This is a genomic window from Pseudoalteromonas sp. 2CM32C (genome assembly GCF_023161925.1).
Lineage (GTDB): Bacteria > Pseudomonadota > Gammaproteobacteria > Enterobacterales > Alteromonadaceae > Pseudoalteromonas > Pseudoalteromonas marina.
Map to the genome: position 1 here is coordinate 776,982 of NZ_JALNTI010000001.1, position 23,670 is coordinate 800,651.

The 23,670-nt window shown below is 39.9% G+C and carries 19 protein-coding genes; 10 read left to right on the forward strand and 9 right to left on the reverse strand.

The annotated features are described in order from the left end of the window. Positions 1 to 34: 34 nt before the first annotated feature. On the forward strand, positions 35 to 2,536 hold the full coding sequence (locus MTF67_RS03615; RefSeq protein ID WP_039036261.1) for a PBP1A family penicillin-binding protein: 2,502 nt from the start codon (positions 35 to 37) through the stop codon (positions 2,534 to 2,536). A gap of 148 nt (positions 2,537 to 2,684) precedes the next feature. Here the strand turns inward: MTF67_RS03615 and metL are convergent, their stop codons facing one another. Both metL and metB read right to left on the reverse strand, forming a co-directional pair. After that, entirely contained in the window at positions 2,685 to 5,030 is a 2,346-nt protein-coding gene (gene metL / locus MTF67_RS03620) for a bifunctional aspartate kinase/homoserine dehydrogenase II (protein ID WP_248518711.1), read from the reverse strand. A gap of 5 nt (positions 5,031 to 5,035) precedes the next feature. After that, entirely contained in the window at positions 5,036 to 6,265 is a 1,230-nt protein-coding gene (metB, locus tag MTF67_RS03625) for a cystathionine gamma-synthase (protein WP_248518712.1), read from the reverse strand. A gap of 199 nt (positions 6,266 to 6,464) precedes the next feature. On the opposite strand from metB, the gene metJ reads away from it, so the two are divergent. After that, a complete protein-coding gene (gene metJ / locus MTF67_RS03630; protein ID WP_006793094.1) occupies positions 6,465 to 6,785 on the forward strand; it encodes a met regulon transcriptional regulator MetJ in 321 nt (106 codons plus the stop codon). 68 nt (positions 6,786 to 6,853) lie between these two features. Here the strand turns inward: metJ and MTF67_RS03635 are convergent, their stop codons facing one another. Both MTF67_RS03635 and rpmE read right to left on the reverse strand, forming a co-directional pair. Beyond that, entirely contained in the window at positions 6,854 to 8,095 is a 1,242-nt protein-coding gene (locus tag MTF67_RS03635; RefSeq protein ID WP_006793093.1) for a malic enzyme-like NAD(P)-binding protein, read from the reverse strand. Between the two features lie 620 nt (positions 8,096 to 8,715). Further along, positions 8,716 to 8,931: a 50S ribosomal protein L31 gene (rpmE, locus tag MTF67_RS03640; RefSeq protein WP_006793092.1), complete on the reverse strand. Its 216-nt coding sequence runs from the start codon at positions 8,929 to 8,931 to the stop codon at positions 8,716 to 8,718. Between the two features lie 231 nt (positions 8,932 to 9,162). Here rpmE and priA point away from each other — a divergent pair, with 231 nt between their 5' ends. The 5 genes from priA to MTF67_RS03665 all read left to right on the forward strand — a co-directional run bounded on the left by priA (position 9,163) and on the right by MTF67_RS03665 (position 14,274). Further along, positions 9,163 to 11,349: a primosomal protein N' gene (priA, locus tag MTF67_RS03645; protein WP_006793091.1), complete on the forward strand. Its 2,187-nt coding sequence runs from the start codon at positions 9,163 to 9,165 to the stop codon at positions 11,347 to 11,349. A gap of 20 nt (positions 11,350 to 11,369) precedes the next feature. Next, the gene (locus MTF67_RS03650; RefSeq protein ID WP_006793090.1) at positions 11,370 to 11,897 is read left to right on the forward strand and encodes an SPOR domain-containing protein; all 528 of its coding nucleotides are present in this window, start codon (positions 11,370 to 11,372) and stop codon (positions 11,895 to 11,897) included. Between the two features lie 79 nt (positions 11,898 to 11,976). Next, the gene (gene hslV / locus MTF67_RS03655; RefSeq protein WP_006793089.1) at positions 11,977 to 12,495 is read left to right on the forward strand and encodes an ATP-dependent protease subunit HslV; all 519 of its coding nucleotides are present in this window, start codon (positions 11,977 to 11,979) and stop codon (positions 12,493 to 12,495) included. A gap of 11 nt (positions 12,496 to 12,506) precedes the next feature. Next, on the forward strand, positions 12,507 to 13,835 hold the full coding sequence (gene hslU, locus MTF67_RS03660; RefSeq protein ID WP_006793088.1) for an HslU--HslV peptidase ATPase subunit: 1,329 nt from the start codon (positions 12,507 to 12,509) through the stop codon (positions 13,833 to 13,835). 64 nt (positions 13,836 to 13,899) lie between these two features. Further along, positions 13,900 to 14,274 (forward strand): gamma-butyrobetaine hydroxylase-like domain-containing protein, encoded by a 375-nt coding sequence (locus tag MTF67_RS03665; protein WP_058428244.1) that lies wholly within the window; start codon positions 13,900 to 13,902, stop codon positions 14,272 to 14,274. Positions 14,275 to 14,297: 23 nt separating this feature from the next. Here the strand turns inward: MTF67_RS03665 and MTF67_RS03670 are convergent, their stop codons facing one another. The 3 genes from MTF67_RS03670 to MTF67_RS03680 all read right to left on the reverse strand — a co-directional run bounded on the left by MTF67_RS03670 (position 14,298) and on the right by MTF67_RS03680 (position 17,854). Further along, a complete protein-coding gene (locus MTF67_RS03670) occupies positions 14,298 to 16,178 on the reverse strand; it encodes a methyl-accepting chemotaxis protein (RefSeq protein WP_248518713.1) in 1,881 nt (626 codons plus the stop codon). Between the two features lie 108 nt (positions 16,179 to 16,286). Further along, positions 16,287 to 17,318: an MJ1255/VC2487 family glycosyltransferase gene (locus MTF67_RS03675; protein ID WP_006793085.1), complete on the reverse strand. Its 1,032-nt coding sequence runs from the start codon at positions 17,316 to 17,318 to the stop codon at positions 16,287 to 16,289. After that, positions 17,315 to 17,854 (reverse strand): phosphatase PAP2 family protein, encoded by a 540-nt coding sequence (locus tag MTF67_RS03680; RefSeq protein ID WP_006793084.1) that lies wholly within the window; start codon positions 17,852 to 17,854, stop codon positions 17,315 to 17,317. The genes MTF67_RS03675 and MTF67_RS03680 overlap by 4 nt, the downstream gene beginning before the upstream one ends. Positions 17,855 to 18,059: 205 nt before the next feature. Between MTF67_RS03680 and rraA the strand changes: the two genes are divergently transcribed. Both rraA and MTF67_RS03690 read left to right on the forward strand, forming a co-directional pair. Continuing rightward, positions 18,060 to 18,557: a ribonuclease E activity regulator RraA gene (gene rraA, locus MTF67_RS03685; protein WP_006793083.1), complete on the forward strand. Its 498-nt coding sequence runs from the start codon at positions 18,060 to 18,062 to the stop codon at positions 18,555 to 18,557. 1 nt (position 18,558) lies between these two features. Continuing rightward, positions 18,559 to 19,620, forward strand: a complete 1,062-nt coding sequence (locus MTF67_RS03690; protein WP_248518714.1) for a formimidoylglutamase — start codon at positions 18,559 to 18,561, stop codon at positions 19,618 to 19,620. A 125-nt stretch (positions 19,621 to 19,745) separates the two neighbouring features. Here the strand turns inward: MTF67_RS03690 and MTF67_RS03695 are convergent, their stop codons facing one another. Further along, complete coding sequence (locus MTF67_RS03695) at positions 19,746 to 21,407, reverse strand: GGDEF domain-containing phosphodiesterase (protein WP_248518715.1); 1,662 nt, start codon at positions 21,405 to 21,407, stop codon at positions 19,746 to 19,748. A 124-nt stretch (positions 21,408 to 21,531) separates the two neighbouring features. Continuing rightward, the gene (gene hutI, locus MTF67_RS03700; protein WP_039036252.1) at positions 21,532 to 22,779 is read right to left on the reverse strand and encodes an imidazolonepropionase; all 1,248 of its coding nucleotides are present in this window, start codon (positions 22,777 to 22,779) and stop codon (positions 21,532 to 21,534) included. Between the two features lie 120 nt (positions 22,780 to 22,899). Between hutI and hutC the strand changes: the two genes are divergently transcribed. After that, the gene (gene hutC, locus MTF67_RS03705) at positions 22,900 to 23,607 is read left to right on the forward strand and encodes a histidine utilization repressor (RefSeq protein ID WP_039036251.1); all 708 of its coding nucleotides are present in this window, start codon (positions 22,900 to 22,902) and stop codon (positions 23,605 to 23,607) included. Positions 23,608 to 23,670 lie beyond the last annotated feature (63 nt).

Genomic DNA, 23,670 nt, shown 5'->3' on the forward strand with positions numbered 1-23,670 from the left:
ACTCGCAATTGGGAGTCCATTTAGGGAAATATAAGTGATTTTATTAAAACGAACTTTACAATTTTTTATCATTTGTACGTTAATCGGTCTGATAACTTTGGTCAGTCTTTATTACTACGTTAAACCTGATATCCCCAGTGTGCAAGTTTTAAAAGACGTGCAATTACAAACTCCTATGCAAGTATTCACTAAAGATGGCCTCTTGATCAATCAATTTGGTGAAAAACGTCGAATTCCGGTCACTATTGATGAAATCCCACAACCTTTAATTGATGCATTTTTAGCAACTGAAGATAATCGCTTTTATGACCATATAGGTATAGACCCTATTGGTATAGTTCGCTCTGCTATTGTTCTTATTTCTACAGGCGAGAAAAAACAAGGTGCTAGTACTATTACCATGCAACTTGCACGTAATTTTTTCTTAACCCGAGAAAAAGCTTATATCCGTAAAATAAAAGAGATATTCATCGCTCTACACATAGAAAATGTACTTACTAAAGATGAAATTTTAGAGCTTTACCTAAACAAAATCGAGCTAGGTAACCGCGCCTTTGGTATTGGAGCTGCCGCTCAAGTTTATTACGGTAAAGAGTTAAAAGACTTAACGCTTGCTCAAATGGCGATGATTGCTGGCTTGCCAAAAGCGCCTTCGGCGTTAAACCCAATTCGCAACCCTACCCGTGCAAAAGCACGCCGTAATGTTGTACTTGGTCGTTTATTAACTGAAAACTACATAACACAAGACGTGTATGATGATGCAACAAGCCAACCTATTACCGCTTACTTTCATGGTGCTGAAATAGATTTATACGCACCGTACATTTCTGAAATGGTGCGTGCAGAAATGGTTTCACGTTACGGAATAGACAAGGCATATAATTCAGGCTTTAAGATATTTACCTCTGTTGAGTCTAAAGTACAAAAAGCGGCGCAAACCGCGCTAGTTAATAATCTTCATAGCTACGATATGCGTCATGGCTTTAGAGGCCCAACCGCTATTTTATGGGATCCTGAAAAACAATCAGCGCTAAGTGAAGAGAAAATACTAGCTAAACTCAATGAAGCCAAAGAGATAGGAACGTTAAAAGCAGCTGCTGTTATTAACGTGGATGAAAAAAATGCCACGGTATTGCTTAAAAATGCAGAGCAAATAAACCTGAATTGGGACAACTTAAAATGGGCACGCAAATACATAACTCGTTATCGCCAAGGTTTTGCTCCAACTACGGCAACTGAAATATTAACGCCAGGAATGCAAATCTGGGTGCGTAAGAACAGCAATAACGAGTATGAACTAAGCCAACTACCTGAAGCATCAAGCGCAATTGTTTCACTTGACCCACAAGATGGCCGCATTAAAGCCATTGTTGGCGGCTATAGCTTTGAACAGAGCCAATACAACCGAGCTATTCAAGCAAAGCGCCAAGTGGGGTCAAACATAAAACCATTTATTTATTCTGCTGCGCTTGAAAACGGCTATACGCTCGCCTCAATTTTAAACGATGCGCCAATTAATCAGTGGGATAAAAGCCAAGGTGTGGCATGGCGACCTAAGAATAGTCCGGCTGTTTACAATGGCCCGATTAGAATTCGTCGCGCGTTAGCACAATCTAAAAACGTAATATCAGTTCGTTTGCTCCGAGGTGTTGGTTTGCAACGAACAGCAGATCACTTACTAAAATTTGGCTTTAAAAATTCAGACATCAACCGCAGTGAATCCTTAGCACTGGGCAGTGCTTCAATTACTCCAATTGAACTAGCTCGCGGTATGAGTGCATTTGCGAATGGTGGGCATTTGATTGAGCCGTACTTTATCTCAGAAATCCAAGATGCTTACGGTAACAGTTTGTTTAAAGCTAATCCTTCAGTAGTGTGTGACGACACTTCAGATCAGTCATTAACCCCAGACAATGCTACTGGATTATTCCCACAACAAAATACTGATACGCCACAATTAAAATGTGCCCCTCAGGTCATATCAAAACAAAATGCATTTTTAATTGCTCAAGCAATGCATAGCGCTGTTTGGGGAGGTGGAAACTGGTCACATAAAACGGGTTGGTCAGGAACAGGTTGGCGCGCTCAAGCATTAGGCCGTCGTGATCTATCAGGAAAAACAGGCACAACTAATGACTCTGTAGATACTTGGTTTAGTGGCTTTAATCGAAATGTTATGACCTCGGTATGGGTTGGTTTTGATAACCCTGGCAACCCGCTAGGCAGAACTTCATACAATAATAATCTTGATAACGGGCAAATATCAGGGGCTGAATCTGGCGCTAAAACAGCACAGCCAGCTTGGGTTGAGTTTATGAAAGTTGCGCTTGAAGGTAAACCTGAAGCCCCCATAGAGCCGCCAGAAGGTTTAGTGTCTATTCGGATTGATTTAGAAACCGGTTTATTAAGTCATAAAAATGATTACACCAGTCGCTTTGAGTATTTTGACAAAGGCACCGCCCCCACAAAATACGTAATGTCTCAACCAACAGATATATTTGAAGAAGACACTAAAACAGAAGAAGAACTGTTTTAAATAAAGAACGGCAGCCATTGGCTGCCGTTTTTAGTTGATACCAAATTTAGCTGTTCTAAATAAGAATTTTTTAACGCATGTAGCGACACGTTTAGCCCCGCAAAATGATTAGGTATTATTGCGGATTGATACAAGGCCCTTGTAACCTTTATTTTATATTTTGTACCAGCCAATATAAGTCAGAATGAATACCCGCCGCGGTTACTTCCTTACCCGCACCAGGCCCTTGAATCACAAGAGCGTTAGCGCTATACCACTTACTATTAATGACAAAAATATTATCGCCAGGTGTTAAATTAGCTAACGCATCACCAATAGGAGTATAAGTAATACCTACTTGAGCGGTTACTTTGTTTTCCGTAATTTCAAGTAAACCCGTGTAACGAAGTACGGAACTTTGTGCTTTGGCATTTGCAGCATGAGCGTCAATAAAGTCATTGAGGGTGGATTCATTAGCCAAAAAGTCGTCCCAACTTCCTATAGCAAGCGTTTCGGGCATGAGTGCTGATAAGCTTATATCATCAAGGTCGAGTTCTAAACCAAGCTCTCTGGCAAGTATAAGCAGTTTACGCTGCATATCACGCCCTGATAAATCTTCACGCGGATCGGGCTCTGTGAACCCCATCTTTTGTGCTTCAAGCACCAGATCAGAAAATGGTATTGTTCCGTCAAACTTACTGCATAACCACGATAACGTGCCTGAAAAAACACCTTCAATACGAGTGATTTTGTCACCACTGTTTTGCAAATCTGCCAATGCAAAGTTAACAGGTAAGCCTGCACCTACGCTTGTGTTGTAGCGCCAATGCAAATTTCGCTCACTAATACTCGTACGCAAAGCTTTATACCATGCTGTATCTGCAGTTCCAGCGTATTTGTTAGCACTGATCAAGTGGCAATCTAATGCAACAAACTGCGGGTATAACTGGCTAAATGCCTCGCTTGCGGTAATATCAACAACCACTTTATGCTCATAATCAAGTTCACTAATTATGTTTAGTAATGTTTGGTTATTATAAGCTTTGCTTTGTGAGAGAAAATGCGTTTTCCAATCAGCAATGTTTATACCACTGGGATTAAAAAGTAACGTTTCAGAGCGTATTAACCCAACCAATTTAATTGTAAAGTCATCAGAGAAACGCTCGAATTGAGCTGACAACTGCTCTATAAATACCTCTCCCACATTTCCAAGGCCCGCGATTATTAAAGCGACTTCTTGGCCTTTATTAATAAGCTTATCGTGTAAAACACTGAGTATATCGCTATCTATAACCTGATCCGTTAATAGTAAAATGTATCCACTGTCTTGGTGAATAAAGCGCGGCTCGATGGCATGAGCATTTAACGTATCAATAGCCAATACATTCAATTTTGAAATATCATTAACAGGCGCTACAACCGCACAGCCATTTAAGCTCGACTCGCTAATGTTTGCTCTACCCTCAAAATAACTAACAACTTTATATGCTGAAGCAGAGGGGACAACTAAATAAGTTTCACCATTTTGACTAAAGTGATGAATGCTGTGTTGAATCAGCTGGCTAACATCTGCGACTTCGCCTTCGGCCAGCTTTTCAACTGTTAATAAATCGATGTTGTTTAACGTGGTAATAAAACGCTTTTGTTTTACATTTCCTTCTTTAACTATATCTGTAGGCGTTGCTTGCACATCAAAACTACTACGAACAGATAGTTTTATATCGCTGTTTCTTAAAGGAGAAAGCGTTTTAGCGTGTAAAACAGGATTACCTAATCGCGCTAATAGGTTGGCTTGACCTCTACATACTTTATTGTATTTAACCGCTTTACTAACTTTGCGAGGGTCTGTGCTGTATACACCTTGTGTATCAGTCCAAATACACACCTGCTTAGCATGGCAGTAATTAGCGAGTAAGGTTGCACTATAGTCACTCCCATTGCGGCCAAGTGTAACCGTGTCACCCAACGTATTTGATGCAATAAAGCCTGTGACAACATTAATGTAGTCTGGGGTTATAAACTTTGCACATTGCTGCGCATTTTGGGTATGTAACAATTGCCCATTATTTAATGTAAAAAGTGTTCGAGCATCAAGGTCACAAGCATTAATATTTAATTGCGTAAGGTAAAGCGCCAATAAACGTGCAGACCAGACCTCACCATGAGCAAGCAAGGGAGCCTCTTTCAAGCCTTGGTTTTTTATCAATTCACTAATCGCTGTTAGTTCACTATGCAAACGCGTTAAAGCAGTTCGCTTAAGATCTGCATGGAGTAACTGTGTGATTAAATCAGTTTGATGATTATTTAATTGCAGCAATATATCAGCAACGACATGCGTATCTTGTTGCTGATAGCTTTGCCATAACTTCACCAAAGTATCGGTTGTTTTTCCCGCCGCAGATACAACAACACAATCGCCCGGCTGAGTATGCTCTAAAATAATACTCGCAACCCGCTCATACCGCTGAGCCGAACTAAGGCTTGAACCACCAAATTTATGTACTGTTTGTGTCATATTGTTCACCAAAGCGCTGGATGAGCGGCACTTAATTTAATGTCACCGCCAGCTCCTTTGTTTAAATTTGCTTTACTGCCTGGCTTTACAAGCTGAAACACGCGCTCTAAATCAGCTAATAAGTCGTTTATATCTTCTATACCTACTGAAACTCGAATAAGTGTATCGCCCACTCCCGCTTCAAGACGTGCTTTAGGCTCCATGCCAGCATGGGTCATGGTTGCAGGATGGCATATTAAGCTCTCTACTCCGCCCAAAGACTCTGCCAAGCTAAAGTCACGTAAGCTGGTTAAAAACGCCGCAGCATCGTTTACGTCTCCTTTAATATCAAAACTCACCATGCCACCAAAGCCTAGTTGCTGCGCTTTGGCTAATTCATGCTGTGGGTGTGATTCAAGACCAGGGTAATAAACTTGGCGAACAAATTCCGACTTTTCTAGGTATTTAGCAATCGCTAATGCGTTTTCTTGATGCTGCTTTAAACGCACATTTAGTGTTCGCAACCCGCGCAATGTTAAATAACTATCAAATGGCGCACCTGTAATACCTATATTATTTGCCCACCATCCCAGTTCATCGCCCAGCTCTTGTGAAGCGGCAATCACCGCACCGCCCACTACATCTGAATGACCATTAATGTACTTGGTGGTGGAATGTACAACTATATCAACACCAAATTTAATAGGGTTTTGTAATGCTGGTGATAAAAATGTGTTATCGGCAGCGACTAAAGCACCGCACTGTTTAGCAACATCGGTTATTGCTTTAATATCAGTTAAGCGTAGTAATGGGTTACTTGGTGTTTCTATCCAAATTAGCTTAGGCTTAATTGCTAAAATTTTATCTAAACTTTGTGCTTGTGTTAAATCTAAAACTTCTAGCTTGAGCAAACCGCGCTTTTGCAGTGAAGTAAATAAACGATAGCTTCCGCCGTAACAATCATGTGGGATCACTAACGTATCGTCATGATTCAGGATTTGCGTAGCCAAATGAACGGCAGACATACCCGTGGCAGTAATAATACCGCGTGCGCCACCTTCAAGCTCAGCCAAGGTTTCAGCTAAAATATCACGATTGGGGTTACCACTTCGCCCGTAATCGTATTGACGCTTTGTATCAAAGTCGGCAAACGAATAGGTGGTTGATAAGTAAATAGGTGCGACAACTGCGCCATGATGTTTGTCTGCTTCAACACCACTTCTCACTGCAATGGTTGCTTTATTTTTTTCGCTCATATTCGTCACCTATTTAATTTGGATGTTTAGACGTCTAAAAGAGTAATTTATCTTATTAAAGATGTCAAAACATTTAAAGCTCCAGATGGCTAAACAACTAGTATTTGACTATCTTTTTTAAATCGATAGAATTTCACGCATATTCATATGTATTGTAGTGCATATGAGCAATTATTAATCTGAGGCGACGATACATCTTATGGCTAAATGGAATGGTGAGTATATTCACCCATACGCAGAACACGGGAAAAAATCAGAACAAGTAAAAAAAATTACCGTTTCAATCCCACTAAATGTATTAAAGGTATTAACGGACGAACGCACGCGTCGTCAAATTAATAACTTACGTCATGCAACAAATAGTGAATTACTTTGTGAAGCATTTTTACATGCATTTACCGGTCAACCTTTGCCTAACGACGACGACTTACGTAAAGACAACGCCGAAAAAGTGCCTGAAGAAGTAAAAAAAATAATGCAAGAAATGGGGCTAGAAGTGCCTGTTTTAAACGAAGACTAAACGTAATTTAGACACAAAAAAACCTCAATTAATTGAGGTTTTTTTGTGTCTAAATTACAACTTAGTCGTTATTCCATATAGTTTTCTGGTAAATCAATTTGTGCAACACCTGACTCTACAGCAGCTATTGCAACCGCTTTTGCAATGCGTGGTAATAAACGAGGATCCATTGGTTTTGGAATAATATACTTATCACCAAACTCCAGCTTATCAACACCCGCAGCCGTCAGTACTTCAGCAGGTACAGGCTCTTTGGCAATACTTCTAATCGCTTCTACAGCTGCAATTTTCATTTCATCATTTATTGCACTGGCGCGTACATCAAGAGCACCGCGGAATATAAACGGAAAACACAGTACATTATTAACTTGGTTAGGGTAATCTGATCGACCCGTTGCCATAATTAGATCGTTTCGAGCAGAATGAGCCAGTGCAGGATCAATTTCTGGATCTGGGTTTGAACAAGCAAACACAACTGGTTTTTCTGCCATTAATTTTAAATCATCGGCAGCTAATAGATTAGGCCCCGATACACCAACAAATACATCTGCATCTTCAATAACATCTTGCAACGTGCGCTTGTCTGTATTGTTAGCAAAAAGTTTTTTGTATTCATTTAAGTCATCACGACGAGTATGAATAACACCTTTACGGTCAAGCATATAAATGTGCTCGCGCAAAGCACCACACTTAATTAACAGCTCCATACAAGCAACCGCAGCAGCACCAGCACCCAAACACACAATGGTCGCATTTTCGATAGACTTGCCTTGCACCTCAAGCGCGTTCAACATACCCGCAGCAGTTACAATGGCTGTACCGTGCTGATCATCATGAAATATCGGAATACTGCAACGCTCAATCAATGCTTTTTCTATTTCAAAACACTCTGGCGCCTTAATATCTTCAAGGTTAATTCCGCCAAACGTGTCGGCAATATTAGCAACTGTATTAATAAAGTCTTCAGTAGTGCGGTGTTTCACTTCGATATCAATAGAATCAAGGCCAGCAAATCGCTTAAACAGTAACGCCTTACCTTCCATTACAGGTTTTGAAGCAAGTGGGCCTAAATTACCTAAGCCTAAAATTGCAGTACCATTAGTGATAACCGCAACCATATTCCCTTTGCCTGTGTATTTATAAGCGTTTGCAGGATCTGCAGCGATTTCACGTACGGGTTCTGCAACTCCTGGGCTATATGCTAATGCGAGATCTTTTACCGTTTCAGCAGGCTTTGTTAGTTCAATGCTAATTTTTCCTGGAACGGGATGCGAATGATAGTGTAGTGCTTGTTCACGAAAGTCTGACATAACGCGATTGTATCCTGCAATTAAAGTAAAAGTGAGAGGTGAAGTTTAGGCTACGATACCCTTATTATTTTTAAATTCCAAGCAATATCAGGTCTATCCTGTTATATGCTAGTTCGATTAATTTTAAGAGGTTTTTCAATAACTTTTGTAAATTATATCGACACTTTATAAATAAAAATTCATCCAATAACGGATTCTAAAGGCACATTTGTTCTTTCATTATTTTTTATAAAACATCTTAATAAAGTACTATAAAAATAAGCAAAAATAGGCTTATTCACATACTTTAAAAACATATAACTTCACGTTAGCTACATTTAACTACTTAGTTAAAAAATGAACTAATTAAAAATATAGAGAATAATTTGCGGTTTGTCTGTAAAGGTTTATGCATATTCAGAATAAGAACAGGAAATAGTTATGCATAGCAGGGAAATATGAAAATCGAGCAATAAGCTAAATAATTTGTTATTTAGTTGTCCTATATTAAAAAATATTGACGCCGTTCGTGTAACACTTAACTTTTTAAATCGAAACGTTATTACGATTAAATTGGTATAACTAAACTAAAAGCATAAAAAAAGCACCCTAAGGTGCTTAATTTAACAAGACAGCAAAAATTACTTCTTGCTACCAAGTGCACCGAAACGCTTGTTGAAACGATCAACACGTCCGCCAGTGTCTAAAACTTTTTGCTTACCAGTGTAAAAAGGGTGACACGCTGAACATACGTCAAGGTGAATGTCTTTACATAAAGTAGAGCTTGTTTCGAATTTATTGCCGCATGAACAAGTTGCAGAAATTACTTCGTACTTAGGGTGAATACCTTCTTTCATAGAAACCTCTAGTTAAGGCCGCATCGCTCTCCAAACCCGAAGTCTGGCACCATACGTCGTTAAAACAAATTTGTTGGTCGCGGATTTTATCCAACTACCATCAAACACACAAGCTATTATTAACTGTTTTGCTAAAAAAGTAGGCAGACACTTAAGCAAGCAATATTTGCTAGTAGGTTTTTAACGTTATTTTTAGTACATTACATCATTAATTTTATGAGTTGAGTTGCTATGTGTTTTGCTGAAGTCGCTATAAAAGTCCCCTTACCGCGCACCTTTGATTATAAAGTAGATAAGCAACTCGATGGCATGGCATCACCACTTAAACCGGGTATGCGTGTGTTGGTGCCTTTTGGTAACCAAAAAAAAGTCGCCGTTGTTTTAGCTATTAAAAGCATGACCGACGTCCCCGAAAACAAAATAAAATCCATCATCGAAGTCATTGATGACGCGCCTATTTTATCATCTGAACACATTGCGCTTTTGAGTTTTACATCTCGCTATTACTGTTACCCACTCGGCGAAACAATTCATATAGCGCTACCTAGTGCGCTGCGCCAAGGTGAGTCACCGGATAAAACCAGTATCAATATGGTTATGCTGACAGAAAAAGGATCAACACTTCCGTCACTCAAAGCAAAAACTCAACTTAACTTATTAAAGCAACTTGCACAGTCAGGTAAATCATCATTAACCGAGCTCAAAGCACTCGGCTTTAGTAAAAAAACTATCGATAGCCTTATTGCAAAAGCGCTTGTTACACAAACCATAGAACATGATAATCAGTGGCAAAGTACTGCACCAACAGTAGGTAGTAAGCCTACACTGAACAAGGAGCAAGCCGTAGCTTGCACTGCAATTAATCAAAGTAAAGGCTTTAACACATTTTTATTAGAAGGGGTTACTGGTAGTGGTAAAACCGAAGTCTATCTTCAATGTCTTGAAGAAGTATTAAAGCGAGGTGAACAAGCCTTAGTACTTGTCCCCGAAATAGGCCTTACCCCTCAAACGGTAAATCGTTTTCGTCGCCGCTTTCCAGATACCCCCATCATGTTATGGCATTCTGCACTTACCGATAACGAACGCCTACAAACATGGCGCTTTTGCGAAAAAGGGAGTTGCGCTATTGTAATAGGTACGCGCTCAAGTATTTTTTTACCCTTTTTAAAGCTCGGTATGATTGTAGTTGACGAGGAACATGACTCATCATTTAAACAACAAGATACCCTTCGTTACCATGCTCGAGATTTAGCAGCTTATCGTGCATTCCAGCATAAAATCCCACTTATACTCGGCAGTGCTACTCCAGCGCTCGAAACCTTGCATAAAGCCATTAATAATAAGTACCAACTATTAAGCCTGACTGAGCGCGCTCAAACCTCAACCGATAACCAATTTAAATTACTCGACATGAAAGGCCAGCCCGATCAGGCCGGTATTGCTCACGCAAGCCTTGCTACTATGCGCCAACATTTAAATCGTGGTAAACAGGTTATGGTGTTTTTAAATCGTCGTGGTTTTTCACCTACACTTATTTGCCATGAATGTGGTTGGTTAAGTGAATGTAACCGTTGCAGTACTAGTGCCACGTTCCATAAAGCGATTGGTCAAATGATTTGCCACCATTGTGGCGACCAACATCAAGTACCTCATCAATGCCCAGATTGCGGGAGCACGCAAATATTCCCTAATGGTAAAGGGACTGAACAAATAGAAGAATTTTTAACAAACGAGTTTCCTGATACACCAGTAACCCGTATTGATCGCGATTCAACTCGTCGTAAAGGCAGTTTAGAAAAAGCCCTAGACGAAATTAATTTAGGTGGAGCGCGCATATTAGTAGGTACGCAAATGCTTGCAAAAGGTCATCACTTTGCTGATGTAAGCCTTGTCATAATTTTAGACGTAGACAGCGGCCTATATTCCTGTGACTTCAGAGCAACGGAACATTTAGCGCAGTTAGTGACTCAAGTAGCAGGACGTGCTGGTCGCTCAGGAGAGCCTGGCCAGGTGTTATTACAAACACATTTCCCAGAACATCCTCTTTTACAAGATTTGGTCAATAATGGTTACCAAGATTTTGCACGCTTTGCGTTAAGCGAGCGTGATGACGCCGACTTACCGCCTATTACTAATATGGCCATAGTTAGAGCACAAGGGCTAAGTATTAAACTAGTCGTCGACTTTTTGACAGATTTGGTTCCAGTTAACGGGGTATCTGGTATACAATTGCTCGGTCCGATCCCTGCCCCATTAGAAAGAATTGCGGGTATGTATCGGTTTCAATTGCACATTCAAGCGCAAGATCGCCGCATATTACATCAGTATCTTGCGCAAATGGTTGATTATTTAAGCACCAGTAAACTTGCACAAAAAGTTCGCTGGAGTTTAGATGTAGACCCTATAGATATGATTTAGGTTAAGGCCAAAATAACGCTATGGCACAGCACGATTACATTAATAAAAAACCAAAAAATAGAAAAAACACCAAAAAAGAACCTGCTAAAAAGCCATTCCCTTATCTTTTGGTAATTGTTGCAGCTTTGCTTGTGGGCGGTTTTGCCTATGGATTATGGTTTATTAAAAATAATGCCGACCCCGAGCTTGTTGAAAAACAAACTAACCCAGCCGAAAAAGAAAAAATAGAAGTGGTCGTTCCTCGTGCGCCTGAATTTATAAAAGAAATCAGAAACCATGAAGTGCAAGTAGAAGTAAAAGAAATTGAACAAAAAGGTCCTTATGTTATGCAATGCGGCTCGTTCAGGACTCATGAACAGGCTGAATCGTTAAAAGCTAAAATAGCCTTTGCTGGTCTTATATCTGAAATAAGAGAAACCAAAGGCGAAACGGGTATTTGGTATAAAGTACGTTTAGGGCCTTATAAAACGAAGCGCCAAGCAGAAAGTGATAAAAATAAACTCAAGCGTGTCAAAGTCGTCGGCTGCGGAATTTGGGGCTGGACTTGAAAATAAACCATTCACCCATATAACCTCATCATAATCGTTTTTAACGAGTTGCCCCTGCAACTCGATGATGAGGAATAACATGACCACTATTGTAAGTGTACGCCGCGACAACAAAGTTGTAATTGGTGGCGACGGCCAAGTTTCATTGGGTAATACCGTAATGAAGGGTAACGCCCGTAAAGTTCGACGTCTTTATAATGGCAAAGTAATCGCAGGCTTTGCCGGCGGTACTGCTGATGCCTTCACCCTTTTCGAACGTTTTGAAAGCAAACTAGAAATGCATCAAGGTAATCTCACCAAAGCTGCTGTTGAAATGGCGAAAGATTGGCGTAGTGACCGTGCACTCAGAAAGTTAGAAGCCCTTTTAGCTGTAGCCGATGAAACTGCCTCTTTAATTATCACCGGTAACGGCGACGTCGTTCAGCCAGAAAATGACTTAATTGCCATTGGTAGTGGTGGTAACTTTGCCCAATCGGCCGCAACCGCGTTATTAGAAAACACCGATTTAAGCGCTCGTGAAATAGTAGAAAAAAGCCTAACTATTGCAGGTGATATCTGCGTATTTACTAACAACTTCCAAACTATTGAAGAATTATAATAGGAACCGCTATGTCTGCTATGACCCCAAGAGAAATTGTTCACGAGTTAGATCAACATATTATTGGCCAAGCTAACGCAAAAAAAGCCGTTGCTATTGCACTTCGTAATCGCTGGCGCCGTATGCAATTAAACGATGATTTACGTGCAGAAGTAACGCCAAAAAATATTTTAATGATTGGTCCTACAGGTGTTGGTAAAACAGAGATTGCGCGCCGCTTAGCCAAACTTGCCAATGCCCCTTTTATTAAAGTAGAAGCAACCAAGTTCACCGAAGTGGGTTATGTTGGTAAGGAAGTTGAAACCATCATTCGCGACTTAGTTGAAGTGTCTATTAAAATGACACGTGAACAACAAACTAAAAAGTTTAAACACCGCGCAGAAGAAGCGGCCGAAGATCGTATTTTAGATGCACTTTTACCACCTGTTAAAGATCAATACGGTGAAACTCAGCGTGATGAAAACTCATCAACACGCCAAACATTCCGTAAAAAGCTTCGCGAAGGTCAACTAGACGATAAAGAAATTGAAATCGATTTAGCACAAGTACAACCAAACGTAGAAATTATGGCGCCTCCTGGTATGGAAGAAATGACCAACCAGCTACAGGGCATGTTTCAAAACATGGGTGGCGATAAGCGCACTAAGCGCAAGCTCAAAATTAAGGAAGCCTTTAAGTTACTAACCGAAGAAGAAGCAGGCAAATTAGTAAACCCAGAAGAGCTAAAAGAGCAGGCTATATTTGCTGTAGAGCAAAATGGTATTGTGTTTATCGATGAAATAGACAAAATTTGTAAGCGCGGAGATTCATCGGGTCCAGATGTTAGTCGAGAAGGTGTACAACGCGATTTACTTCCGCTTATTGAAGGTTCAACAGTAAATACTAAGCACGGTATGGTTAAAACTGACCACATGCTATTTATTGCCTCTGGTGCATTCCAAATGGCTAAACCATCAGACATGATCCCTGAACTACAAGGTCGCTTACCTATTCGCGTTGAGCTTGAAGCTCTTACTGCAAACGACTTCAAACGTATACTTACAGAGCCTCATGCATCACTCACAGAGCAACAACGCGAGCTACTTAAAACAGAGCAAGTTGATGTTCAGTACAGTGATGACGCTATTGAGCGTATTGCAAAAGCTGCATGGCAAGTTAACGAGAAAACCGAAAATATTGGTGCTCGTCGTCTTCATACCGTGATGGAAAAGCTAATGGAAGAAATTTCATACGATGCGTCTGAGCAAGCTGGATCGTCGGTAGTTATTGATGCGGCTTATGTTGAAAAACATTTAGGTGCACTAGTTGAAGATGAAGATTTAAGCCGCTTTATTCTTTAATTGGTACTATAAGTAGTTATACTAAAAGCCTCCATATTGGGGGCTTTTTAATGGGATACAAAACATGAAACACGTAACAAAAGTGCATTATCATAGCGTGAGCAAAAATTTAGATGTTTACTTTGACGATGATAGTAAAGCCGTATTTAGTTGTGAATTTTTACGTGTTCACTCTCCATCAGCAGAGGTACAAGGCCATGGCTCTGGCCCTATGAAGCTGGTTTTAAACAAGCAATCAGTCGGGATAAAAAAAATAGTCCCGGTTGGGCATTACGCACTGCGCCTAGATTTTGACGATGGCCATAATAGCGGATTATTTAGCTGGAACTATTTTGCTAAGCTGCAAGAACAGCAGACTAAGCTGTGGAATGAATATTTAGAACGTGTAAGCGAAAACACAAAAAATAAAGATAGTGTGCCAATAAAGTTTATTCCTTAAACCTTATTGGCTCTTTAATAAATTTAGACTTTAAATTTATCTATCGCAGCATATAGTACGCGACCTTGCTCAGATACCTCTTCACTAGTTTGTGCGTTACGCGATGCATGCTCTGATGCATCTTGTGCAATATCTCTAATACGTACCACGTTTTTATTAACCTCTGATGCAACTTGGCTTTGCTCATCAATAGCAACGGCAATTTGTGTACTCATTTCCATAATGGTTTGTACATCTTCAGTAATAGCACCCAACAACTCGCCCGCTTTAATTGCCTGGGATGCACTTTCATCACCTTGTGAGCGACATTGGTGCATAATGCTTACAACTTCCTGAGTACGTTGCTGTAGGGTATTAATAATCCCTTCTATTTCACTAGTAGACTCTTGCGTACGCTGGGCTAATGAGCGCACTTCATCAGCAACCACCGCAAAGCCACGACCTTGCTCACCAGCACGAGCTGCTTCAATTGCAGCATTAAGCGCAAGTAAATTAGTTTGTTCAGCAATACCACGAATAACATCAAGCACCGAGCCAATCGTTTCACCGTCTTTTTCTAGTTGAGACACCACATCAGATGCACTGCCTAAAGATCCAGACAATTCTCTGATATGGTTAACGGTTGATTCAACTTCGCTGCGGCCTTGTTGAGCACTCAAGTTTGTAGACTCCGCTTTTTTAGCCGCCGCTTCAGTGTTGTGTGAAATATCCTGAATAGTCGCTTGCATTTCTGTTGCTGCGGTAGCAACCATGTCAGCTTCGTGTAATTGCTCTTGCATACCTGAGCTTGTGGCTGCTGTGCTCTCAGATAAATGATCTGTTGCTACATTGAGTGTGTTTAATGCGCCATTAACTTCATAAATCAGGTTTTTAAAATCACCTATTAAACTATTAAAGTCTGTGGTCATGATGGTGATTTCATCTTTACCCGTTTGCTCTATCATTACGCTTAAGTCGTTATTGCGCCTAATGTCATTTATGCTGTGATAAACGCGTTCAATAGGCACAATAATAGAATGGCTAGTAAAATAAACCAATACTAAAACAATAACGCCTGCAATAACGAAAATAGTAATTGCCAAAAACTGTGCCTCACTTACGCTGTTTTTGACATGAGTTACTGTTTCCTCAACAATTTGGCCAACCACAGTGTCACTTTTTGACACGCTTTCTCGCATTTTACCAAGAGCTCCTGACTCTAAGTTTACCCCTAATTCAACTTGGGCTTTTACCAGCGCCTGAAAAGAATTTTGATAAGTAGCAATTAAGCTATTGAGCTGTGATTTGGTGTTTGAGTCTATTGTTGAACGAGAAAGGCTTTGTTCAAGCTTAGTAATTGTGTCGTCAAAACGTGGGAGATACTTGATATCTAAACGCAGCATAAAATCCTTTTCAGCACGTCTTAATTGCAACATAAGTACTAGCAACTCATCGCTTTGCTGCTCGTTAAGCAAGGTTTCTACTTTATGCACTGCACTTCTTAGTTCACCATAAAGAGCATCTTTGGGATTTAAGCCTATTTTTCTTTGAAGAGAGACTACGTTATTAAAATCGCTATTATATTTAGCAACTAAGCTTTTTAATTGCGCTGCTTTTTGAGTATCAATATTTAAACTAGACATTAAAGCCTGTAATTCAGCTAACTTTGTATCCAGGACTGCATACTCTTTTTCGAACGACTCTAAAGAGCTCTCTGTTTTGTAAAACAAAAAGTTTTTTTCATGCTTTCTTAACTCTAATTGCTGAATATTCAGCTCTTTCGCTAGCTGTATAGTCTGATTTAATTTAAGATTTTCCTTTCCCTCAAAAATAGTTACACATAATAGAATAACCATTGCTAAACCAACTACCAAAGCATTAAGTTGCAATCGCCTCTTAATCGTTAAATTTTCTAAAAAACTCATTTCAAACACCTTTGGTTAATATGCAACCTTATTATAGACTAATGTCTTAATCTGCTTTTATTTTTTTTAGCTTTTTGCAAACTGGTCATACCTGAAGAGTATATGGCATTACAAATTAACACTGCCCCATAAACCTCTGTGTAGTAATTGAGTTTTATGCCACTGTTTTTGTAATAACCAATCTACAAGTGGTTCAGGGTCGCTAGGGTAATTAATTTGCCTGTTTTGAGGTGCATTATTCCAGTCATCTAATGCTTGTGGATTTAAGTAATTCATTACATGAGCCATTCCCATAGTGAGTAATGTTTGTGCATTTTCACTTTGTTCAAACTGGCCATCTAACGGCTTTAGTAATAACTTTTTACCCAACTTTAATGCCTCACTGGCAAGTTCAAACCCGGCATTACCAATCACGCCGCTTGTATTGGCTAAATCATTTAAAAAGTCAGATCTTGAAGGCGAACGTAAATGTATATTACCCAGCGATCTATTTTGCGCATCGGGGTGATAACAATAAAACTCTTTTTCGGGAAAGTCCTTTAGGTAGTCAATAATGCTAGCAAGGTTTTCAAAGGGTAAGTACACCAACACTTTGTTAATAATCGCAACAGGATTACTATGTTCATGATGTGCAATAAATGGTGGAATAATGTTTTCAGCAAATGGCTGCCAATGAACCCCTAAGTACGTATCAGCAGGTGCATAATATTTTATTAACGACTTACGTAAAATACCTCGGCTAAACATAGGAACACTGTTAGATAAAAAAGCCGCCTGGTGACTGATACCAACCACAGGAACACCGGCTCGTTTAGCTGCCCATGCAGTAATTGGCTCGAAATCATTAAGCACAAAGTCATACTGCTTTACATCGAACGATTTAATGTCTTTTACTAACTTACAAATACGCGCATTTTTAACGGTTTGAAGGCTTTTTACTTGCCCGTTTTTAGTATTAAACGACAGCCCTCTAAAGCTTTTATAGTTCGCAAAGTCGTGCATATCAAAGTAATCTTTATTTGCACGTCCTGAAAAAACATAATCAACGTCAATATTTAGTTTTTTAAAGCAGCTAGCCATAACACGGGCCCGTGTTATATGGCCATTCCCAGTACCTTGAATACCGTATAATATTTTCATGCTGGCACCACTAGTGCCAATGCAAATAACCCACATGAACTACCTATCAGTGCACCAATAATAATATCAGCAGGATAATGGACCCCCAATACCACTCTCGATATTGCCACACCACCAGCCCAGCCTAAAAATAGCCATACATACTGAGGGAAAAAGTGACACAAAATAATAGCAACTAAAAAAGCGGCAGCACTGTGACCTGACGGTAAGCTAAATTTGTCACTCGGTACTATATAAGCATTGGTTACTAAACAATCGCATGGCCTTATTCGTGCAAAATACTTTTTAGCTAAAAAGTAAATAGGCCGCTCAATAATAAAGCCAAGCATTATTGCAATTGGTAGTAGCTGGTGCAGCTCGTTTTTACTAAGCCACCACACACCTGCACATATAACTAAATACAATCCGCCGTCACCACTTTTAGATAATCCAAACGCCATTTTTTTTAGCCACTTAGGTGAGTTACAATTAAACAAAGTTAAAAATAATCGCTCGTCAAACTGAGCTACTTTTTTAAGTATATTATTATTTCCCATTGCTTATTCCTCATCGCATAATATATGAACACTGATTTAGCTTAGGTGTTGTAAATAACAATTGAGTGACGCTTTTAAGACACTATTGTTGCCATTCTTGATTTACTCCTTGTTTTGCTTAAATTTACTACGATTAAGTCGTTGTTATTGGTTATAAGGCAGGTATACTGAGTTATAAATTAATGTACCTTTTGAGGATAAAATAATGGATTACAGCACTTCTGATTTATGTGACCACTTTGCTGACGTGGTTGACGTGCTAGAACCAATGTTCATCAACTTTGGTGGTCGACACAGTTTTGGTGGCCGCATTAAAACGGTTAAATGTTTTGAAAATAATGAACTGATCCGCGAAATACTATCTCAAGACGGTACAGAACAAGTGCTATTAATTGACGGTGGTGGCTCTACTCGCCGCGCACTTATTGATATTGAACTTGCTGAACTAGCGTTTGAAAACAATTGGAATGGCATTGTTGTGTACGGAGCTGTCCGCCATGTAGATGAGCTAGAAGAGCTTGATGTAGGTATTCAAGCCATAGCATCAATCCCTGTGGCTGCCGACAGCGAAGGCGCTGGCGAAAATGGCATTGGTGTTAACTTTGCTGGTGTGTCGTTTTTCGATGACGACTTCATCTATGCCGACAGCACGGGTATTGTGTTATCTGCTGAGGAACTTGAGTTGGAAGTTGTAGAAGTATAACGTGACCACTCAGTTAAAAGTATATGATGAAAGCGCGGTTAAAGCCTTATGCTCTACCCGCGCAAACGAAAAAAAAGCATGGCAAGCCATGTCTTTACTCGACACTCACGTAGATGTTCAACAAGCCCTTGTTGATGCCGCTGAGTTTGGTATGCGCTATGTACTTTTAGGCATATGTGAAGACATTGGCCCTAAAGCAAATTTAGGCAATGGTGGAGCAAGTGAAGCCTGGCCTGCTTTTTTATCTAAGTTTTTAAACCAACCCCATAATCAATTTATTGCCACTCAAAAAGTGTTGTTACTTGGCGAAGTCCACGTTGATGACCTATTGGCGCAAAGTAACCAATTAAACAACAAAAGCCCTGAACAACTTCAGCAATTACGTTTGCTATGCCAACAGTTAGATGAGCGCGTAGAAAGTGTATTAAATCTAATATTTAAAGCGGGTCTTGAACCAATTGTGATTGGTGGCGGGCATAATAACTGCTTAGGGATTATTCGTGCATTTAGTGGTTCACAGCATACACCAGTTAATGCAATAAACTTTGACCCTCATGCTGACTTTAGAGAATGCGAAGGGCGCCACAGTGGCAATGGGTTTCGATATGCTTATAACGAGAAGCTACTCAATAATTACCATGTTATTGGCCTACACGAGCAGAAAAATAACCAAGCAATTATTGATGCCATGACGCAGGCAAACTTCACGTTTGATAGCTACCAGTCACTCAAAGTAAAACGCGACATAACGCTTACTCAGTCTATTGATAAGGCTATTAACGGTTTTGATTCATTACCCCTAGGCATTGAAGTAGATCTAGACAGCATTACATTTATGCCTGTAAGTGCCTATACGTGCTGTGGGTTTAGTGTCAGCGACACTGAACATTTTATATATAAAGCAGCAAGTAACCGAAACGCTAAATACTTACACTTATGTGAGGCATCACCAAGCCAACACCCAAACGGACCTGAAATAGGCGCAGCGCATGTAGGACAAGTGATCAGTGCATTGGTAAATAGCTATTTACTGGCAAAAGAAAGCGAGGGCTCATTCAAATAAATTTGATCGTGATGTGAGGCTATAAATTAATAGATAATGTAACCTTAGCAGCATTACTCTCCTGTATTACAACCTTGAAACGTCAGTAAGGTAGCGCAAAACGAAGTCCTTTGCGCTCACTTTAATTAACCTTGTGCTTGTTGCCACTCTTTTAACCAGCTCATTAAGCCTATGCTACTAAGCGGATGCCCAAAGTAATAACCTTGGGCAGCATAGGCATTTAAACTTTTAACAAATTTAAGTTGCTCAAGGGTTTCCACCCCTTCAAAAATGACTTTTGTTTTTTGCTGATTATGCATTTCAACCATACCGCCAACTAAACTGCGGATATTATTTTGGTTGCTAAAATCAGCCGTTAATGACGGCGCTACTTTTATATATTCCACTGCTAAGCTAGGTAACTTAGAAAGCAGTACAGGGTTATCACCTAAGCCATCAACACAAAGCTTTAAGCCAATATTGTTCAGCCTTGCGATCATCGCTCTGCCTTTATCATCGAGCCCCGTAAATATATGTAATGGACACTCAACAATTAAATCCCCCATTTGTAAGTTGTGCTCTGTTATTACATTATCAACAAACTCAACAAACTCTTCATTAAGCATTTCTGGGCCAAATACGTTAATGCTTAGCGGTATAGCTATGCCTTCCATTCTAAGTGCCATAGCAAGTTCTGCAGCCCGTTCTATAACAAACTTAGCAAGTGGGTAACCAAGCCCTGCAATTCTAATATCATCAATAAAACGATTAGCAGATAAAATCCCTTGTTTAGGATGCTGCCAACGCAATAACAATTCTAAAAATTCAATTTGACCATTTTTATTACAAATAACCGGTTGAAAATACAACTCAAGCTCGCTTGCAAAGTCAATGTTAGCAAGCTCTTTTAAGCGCGCTTGCTGTTCTAATTGCTCAATCATCATTTGCTGGTGATAAGGCACCACTTTTTGAGTAGGCTGGCTATCAAGGGCTAAGTAGGCATAAGAAATTAAATCGTCAAAGTTAGTATCTTGCTCATTACAGGCAACGTAGCTTGCTCGCGCTTTCACTTCAACCGTACAATTGGCGACATTAAAAGGCTTAAGTGTTGCACCGAGTATGGTATCAATAATTTGTTCGTGTAAATGCTTGTGATTAGCTAAGCTGCAAATAAACGCAAAATTTAATCCACCTAAATGAGCAAGTTTTTCATTACCCACTAAAGTAATCACTTCTTCGCTTTCTAATTGTTCTTGTATTCTATTTGCTGATTGCGCTAATAAAATATCGCCAAAGCCACGCCCTATATGCTGATTAACTTGCTCAAAGCCTTCAAGTCGAATAATAATAAGCACGGCTTCAACTTGAGTATCATCACACCAAACATAGTAACCTTGACGTAACTCTTTTTTGCTAGCAAATACTGAAAGGGGTGACTCTTCTACAAAGGCGTCGTCGACCTGCTTTGGGGCCATGCTAACCTTGGGCTCGTCACTTTCATCATTTAGCAAACCAACTACAGCACACAGTAATATAGCTAGTACAACCCAAAATAACGGCACATCCAATAACAAATGTGCTGAAAACAACACCACAAACAACAGTCCCGCGGCAGAGCTGGTAATAATCATACTCCAATTATTACGTTCGAATGATTGCCATAAATGAAAACAAAAACCAAAGGCCAATAAAATAGATAACCATGCTTCACCGCTACTTAAAATAGCTAAACCTACAACACCTGTGCATAAATAACTAAATTTAATGTTGGTATTTTTAACCGAAAATAAAGTGGTGATCATCGCCATTAAAAGCGCTCCACTAAAAAAAATCGGAAAATTACTGTCGGTTAATATATTCAAGTTAACGGCACTCGTATTCGTAAAAAAACTTTAACAACAACATGTTAAATATGAACAAAAATAATACAAACTAATTAAGTTTACCCAAAATCCATAAATTTGACAGTTTATTTACGCCGAATTGGTAACTTAATTGCGATGGGTGGCTTATTTGCCAATGTGCAATGTCGGCTCTGGCTCCCACTTTTAACACTCCTCTATCATTTAATCCCAGAGCTTTAGCTGCGTTACTGGTAACACCTGCCAGTGCTTGCTCTGGTGTTAATCTAAAGAGTGTACATGCCATATTCATCATTAATTGCACCGAACACAGCGGTGAAGTACCTGGATTAAAGTCGCTCGCAATCGCAATTGGCACCTTATATTGATTAAGTAGCTCTATGGGGGGCTGTTTAGTTTCTCTTAAAAAATAAAATGCCCCCGGTAAAAGCACAGCCACAGTGCCGGCCTTTGCCATGGCTTCTACACCTTGTTCATCAAGATACTCTATATGATCTGCAGATAACCCATTAAATTCGGCCACCAGCTCAGCACCATGCTGATTAGATAACTGCTCTGCATGGCATTTTACTGGCAAATTATGTTTAGCCGCCGCCGCAAATACGCGCTTAGTTTGCTCATAACTAAACCCTACATTTTCGCAAAACACATCAACGGCGTCGGCAAGGCCACCTGCAACGACTTGCTCAAGCATCTCGTTGCACACCAAATCAATATATTCATCTGCACAGCCTTTGTATTCCTTGGGTAATGCATGAGCGCCTAAAAATGTTGTTTTTATATCAATAGGGTGATGCTCACCCAGTAGTCTTGCCACTTCTAATAGTTTAATTTCGTTTTCGGTATCAAGCCCATAACCCGACTTAATTTCAACTGTTGTTACGCCTTCTTTTAACAGTGTATTGAGCCTGTCTTTGGCATCAACAAATAGTTGCTCTCTATCTGCAGCTCTGGTTGCTTTTACTGTACTTGCAATGCCTCCGCCTTGCGCTGCAATTTGTTCATAGCTTACGCCTTGTAATCGCTGCTCAAATTCTTGCGCACGAGAACCAGCAAATACCAAATGTGTATGGCAATCTATTAAACCAGGTGTTAGCCATTGCCCTTTTATGCTCAAAGTTGGCGTTGCAAAAGCGTCAAATGGCGGTAACGATGCTTGCTCACCTAGCCACACGATTTCTCCGTTTTTAATGGCTAACGCTGCATTTTCGATAATCCCATAAGGTGTATCTCTAGTAGGATCCATTGTGGCAATATTTGCATCGATTAAAAGTAAATCTATATTTTCTAAGTTATTATTTTGTTGAGTGTTTTGCATATTGCAGTCCATACATACCCTGACATGATTGAAATATAGTCTAACAACACATCTTGTATATACAAGAGGATTGTGTCATCTTATTTAATATAAATTACTCCTAATGCAGCTACCCAGTTAATGACAACACCTAAATTTGCGCAAATAAAACAATTTATTGTTGATAAAATTCGCAGCGGTTTGTGGCAAGAAAACCAACGCGTTCCCTCTGAAAACGAGCTAAGCACACAATTTAGCGTTAGCAGAATGACTGCTCGCCGCGCACTTAGCGAATTAACAGAAGCTGGAATACTTACGCGTAGCCAAGGCCTTGGAACATTTGTTGCTTCGTTTAAGTCGCAGTCTTCATTACTTGAAATTAAAAATATTGCCGATGAAGTTAAAGAACGTAACGGCAACTACACCTGTAGCGTGCTTATACTTGAATCAATAAACGCGGTGGCCCCTATTGCTATCGCACTAGGAGTAGAAGTAGATAGCGTCGTGTACCGAAGCGTACTGGTTCATAACGAAAACGACAGTCCAATACAGCTTGAAGAACGCTTTGTAAACCCTGCGCTTGCTAGCGGCTATTTACAACAAGATTTTAGTGCAACGACTCCTCATGAGTATCTTTCAAGTGTTGCACCTCTTACTCAAGCTAGACACACAGTAGAAGCCATTATGCCCAACAACGAAATGTGCCAATGGTTAAACCTATATAACGAAGAGCCTTGCCTGCAAGTTATTCGCAGAACATGGTCAGTTAACGGTATTGTAAGTTTTGCACGACTTGTATCGCCTGGTAGCAAATACCGCTTGGGCGGACACTTAACGTTTAAAAAATAAGATAAACAAGATTGCGCATCATGCGCTTTTTTTGTGACAAATCACCTTGTATATACAACAGGA

Bases quoted from the DNA above. Each gene is read 5' to 3' on its own strand.
- MTF67_RS03675 (WP_006793085.1), bottom strand. From the start codon at position 17,318: ATGAAAATATTATACGGTATTCAAGGTACTGGGAATGGCCATATAACA.
- hslU (WP_006793088.1), top strand. From the start codon at position 12,507: ATGTCTGCTATGACCCCAAGAGAAATTGTTCACGAGTTAGATCAACAT.
- MTF67_RS03665 (WP_058428244.1), top strand. From the start codon at position 13,900: ATGAAACACGTAACAAAAGTGCATTATCATAGCGTGAGCAAAAATTTA.
- MTF67_RS03695 (WP_248518715.1), bottom strand. From the start codon at position 21,407: ATGGCGATGATCACCACTTTATTTTCGGTTAAAAATACCAACATTAAA.
- hutI (WP_039036252.1), bottom strand. From the start codon at position 22,779: ATGCAAAACACTCAACAAAATAATAACTTAGAAAATATAGATTTACTT.
- metL (WP_248518711.1), bottom strand. From the start codon at position 5,030: ATGACACAAACAGTACATAAATTTGGTGGTTCAAGCCTTAGTTCGGCT.
- MTF67_RS03670 (WP_248518713.1), bottom strand. From the start codon at position 16,178: ATGAGTTTTTTAGAAAATTTAACGATTAAGAGGCGATTGCAACTTAAT.
- hslV (WP_006793089.1), top strand. From the start codon at position 11,977: ATGACCACTATTGTAAGTGTACGCCGCGACAACAAAGTTGTAATTGGT.
- priA (WP_006793091.1), top strand. From the start codon at position 9,163: ATGTGTTTTGCTGAAGTCGCTATAAAAGTCCCCTTACCGCGCACCTTT.
- hutC (WP_039036251.1), top strand. From the start codon at position 22,900: ATGACAACACCTAAATTTGCGCAAATAAAACAATTTATTGTTGATAAA.
- MTF67_RS03680 (WP_006793084.1), bottom strand. From the start codon at position 17,854: ATGGGAAATAATAATATACTTAAAAAAGTAGCTCAGTTTGACGAGCGA.
- metB (WP_248518712.1), bottom strand. From the start codon at position 6,265: ATGAGCGAAAAAAATAAAGCAACCATTGCAGTGAGAAGTGGTGTTGAA.
- metJ (WP_006793094.1), top strand. From the start codon at position 6,465: ATGGCTAAATGGAATGGTGAGTATATTCACCCATACGCAGAACACGGG.
- MTF67_RS03650 (WP_006793090.1), top strand. From the start codon at position 11,370: ATGGCACAGCACGATTACATTAATAAAAAACCAAAAAATAGAAAAAAC.
- rraA (WP_006793083.1), top strand. From the start codon at position 18,060: ATGGATTACAGCACTTCTGATTTATGTGACCACTTTGCTGACGTGGTT.
- rpmE (WP_006793092.1), bottom strand. From the start codon at position 8,931: ATGAAAGAAGGTATTCACCCTAAGTACGAAGTAATTTCTGCAACTTGT.
- MTF67_RS03635 (WP_006793093.1), bottom strand. From the start codon at position 8,095: ATGTCAGACTTTCGTGAACAAGCACTACACTATCATTCGCATCCCGTT.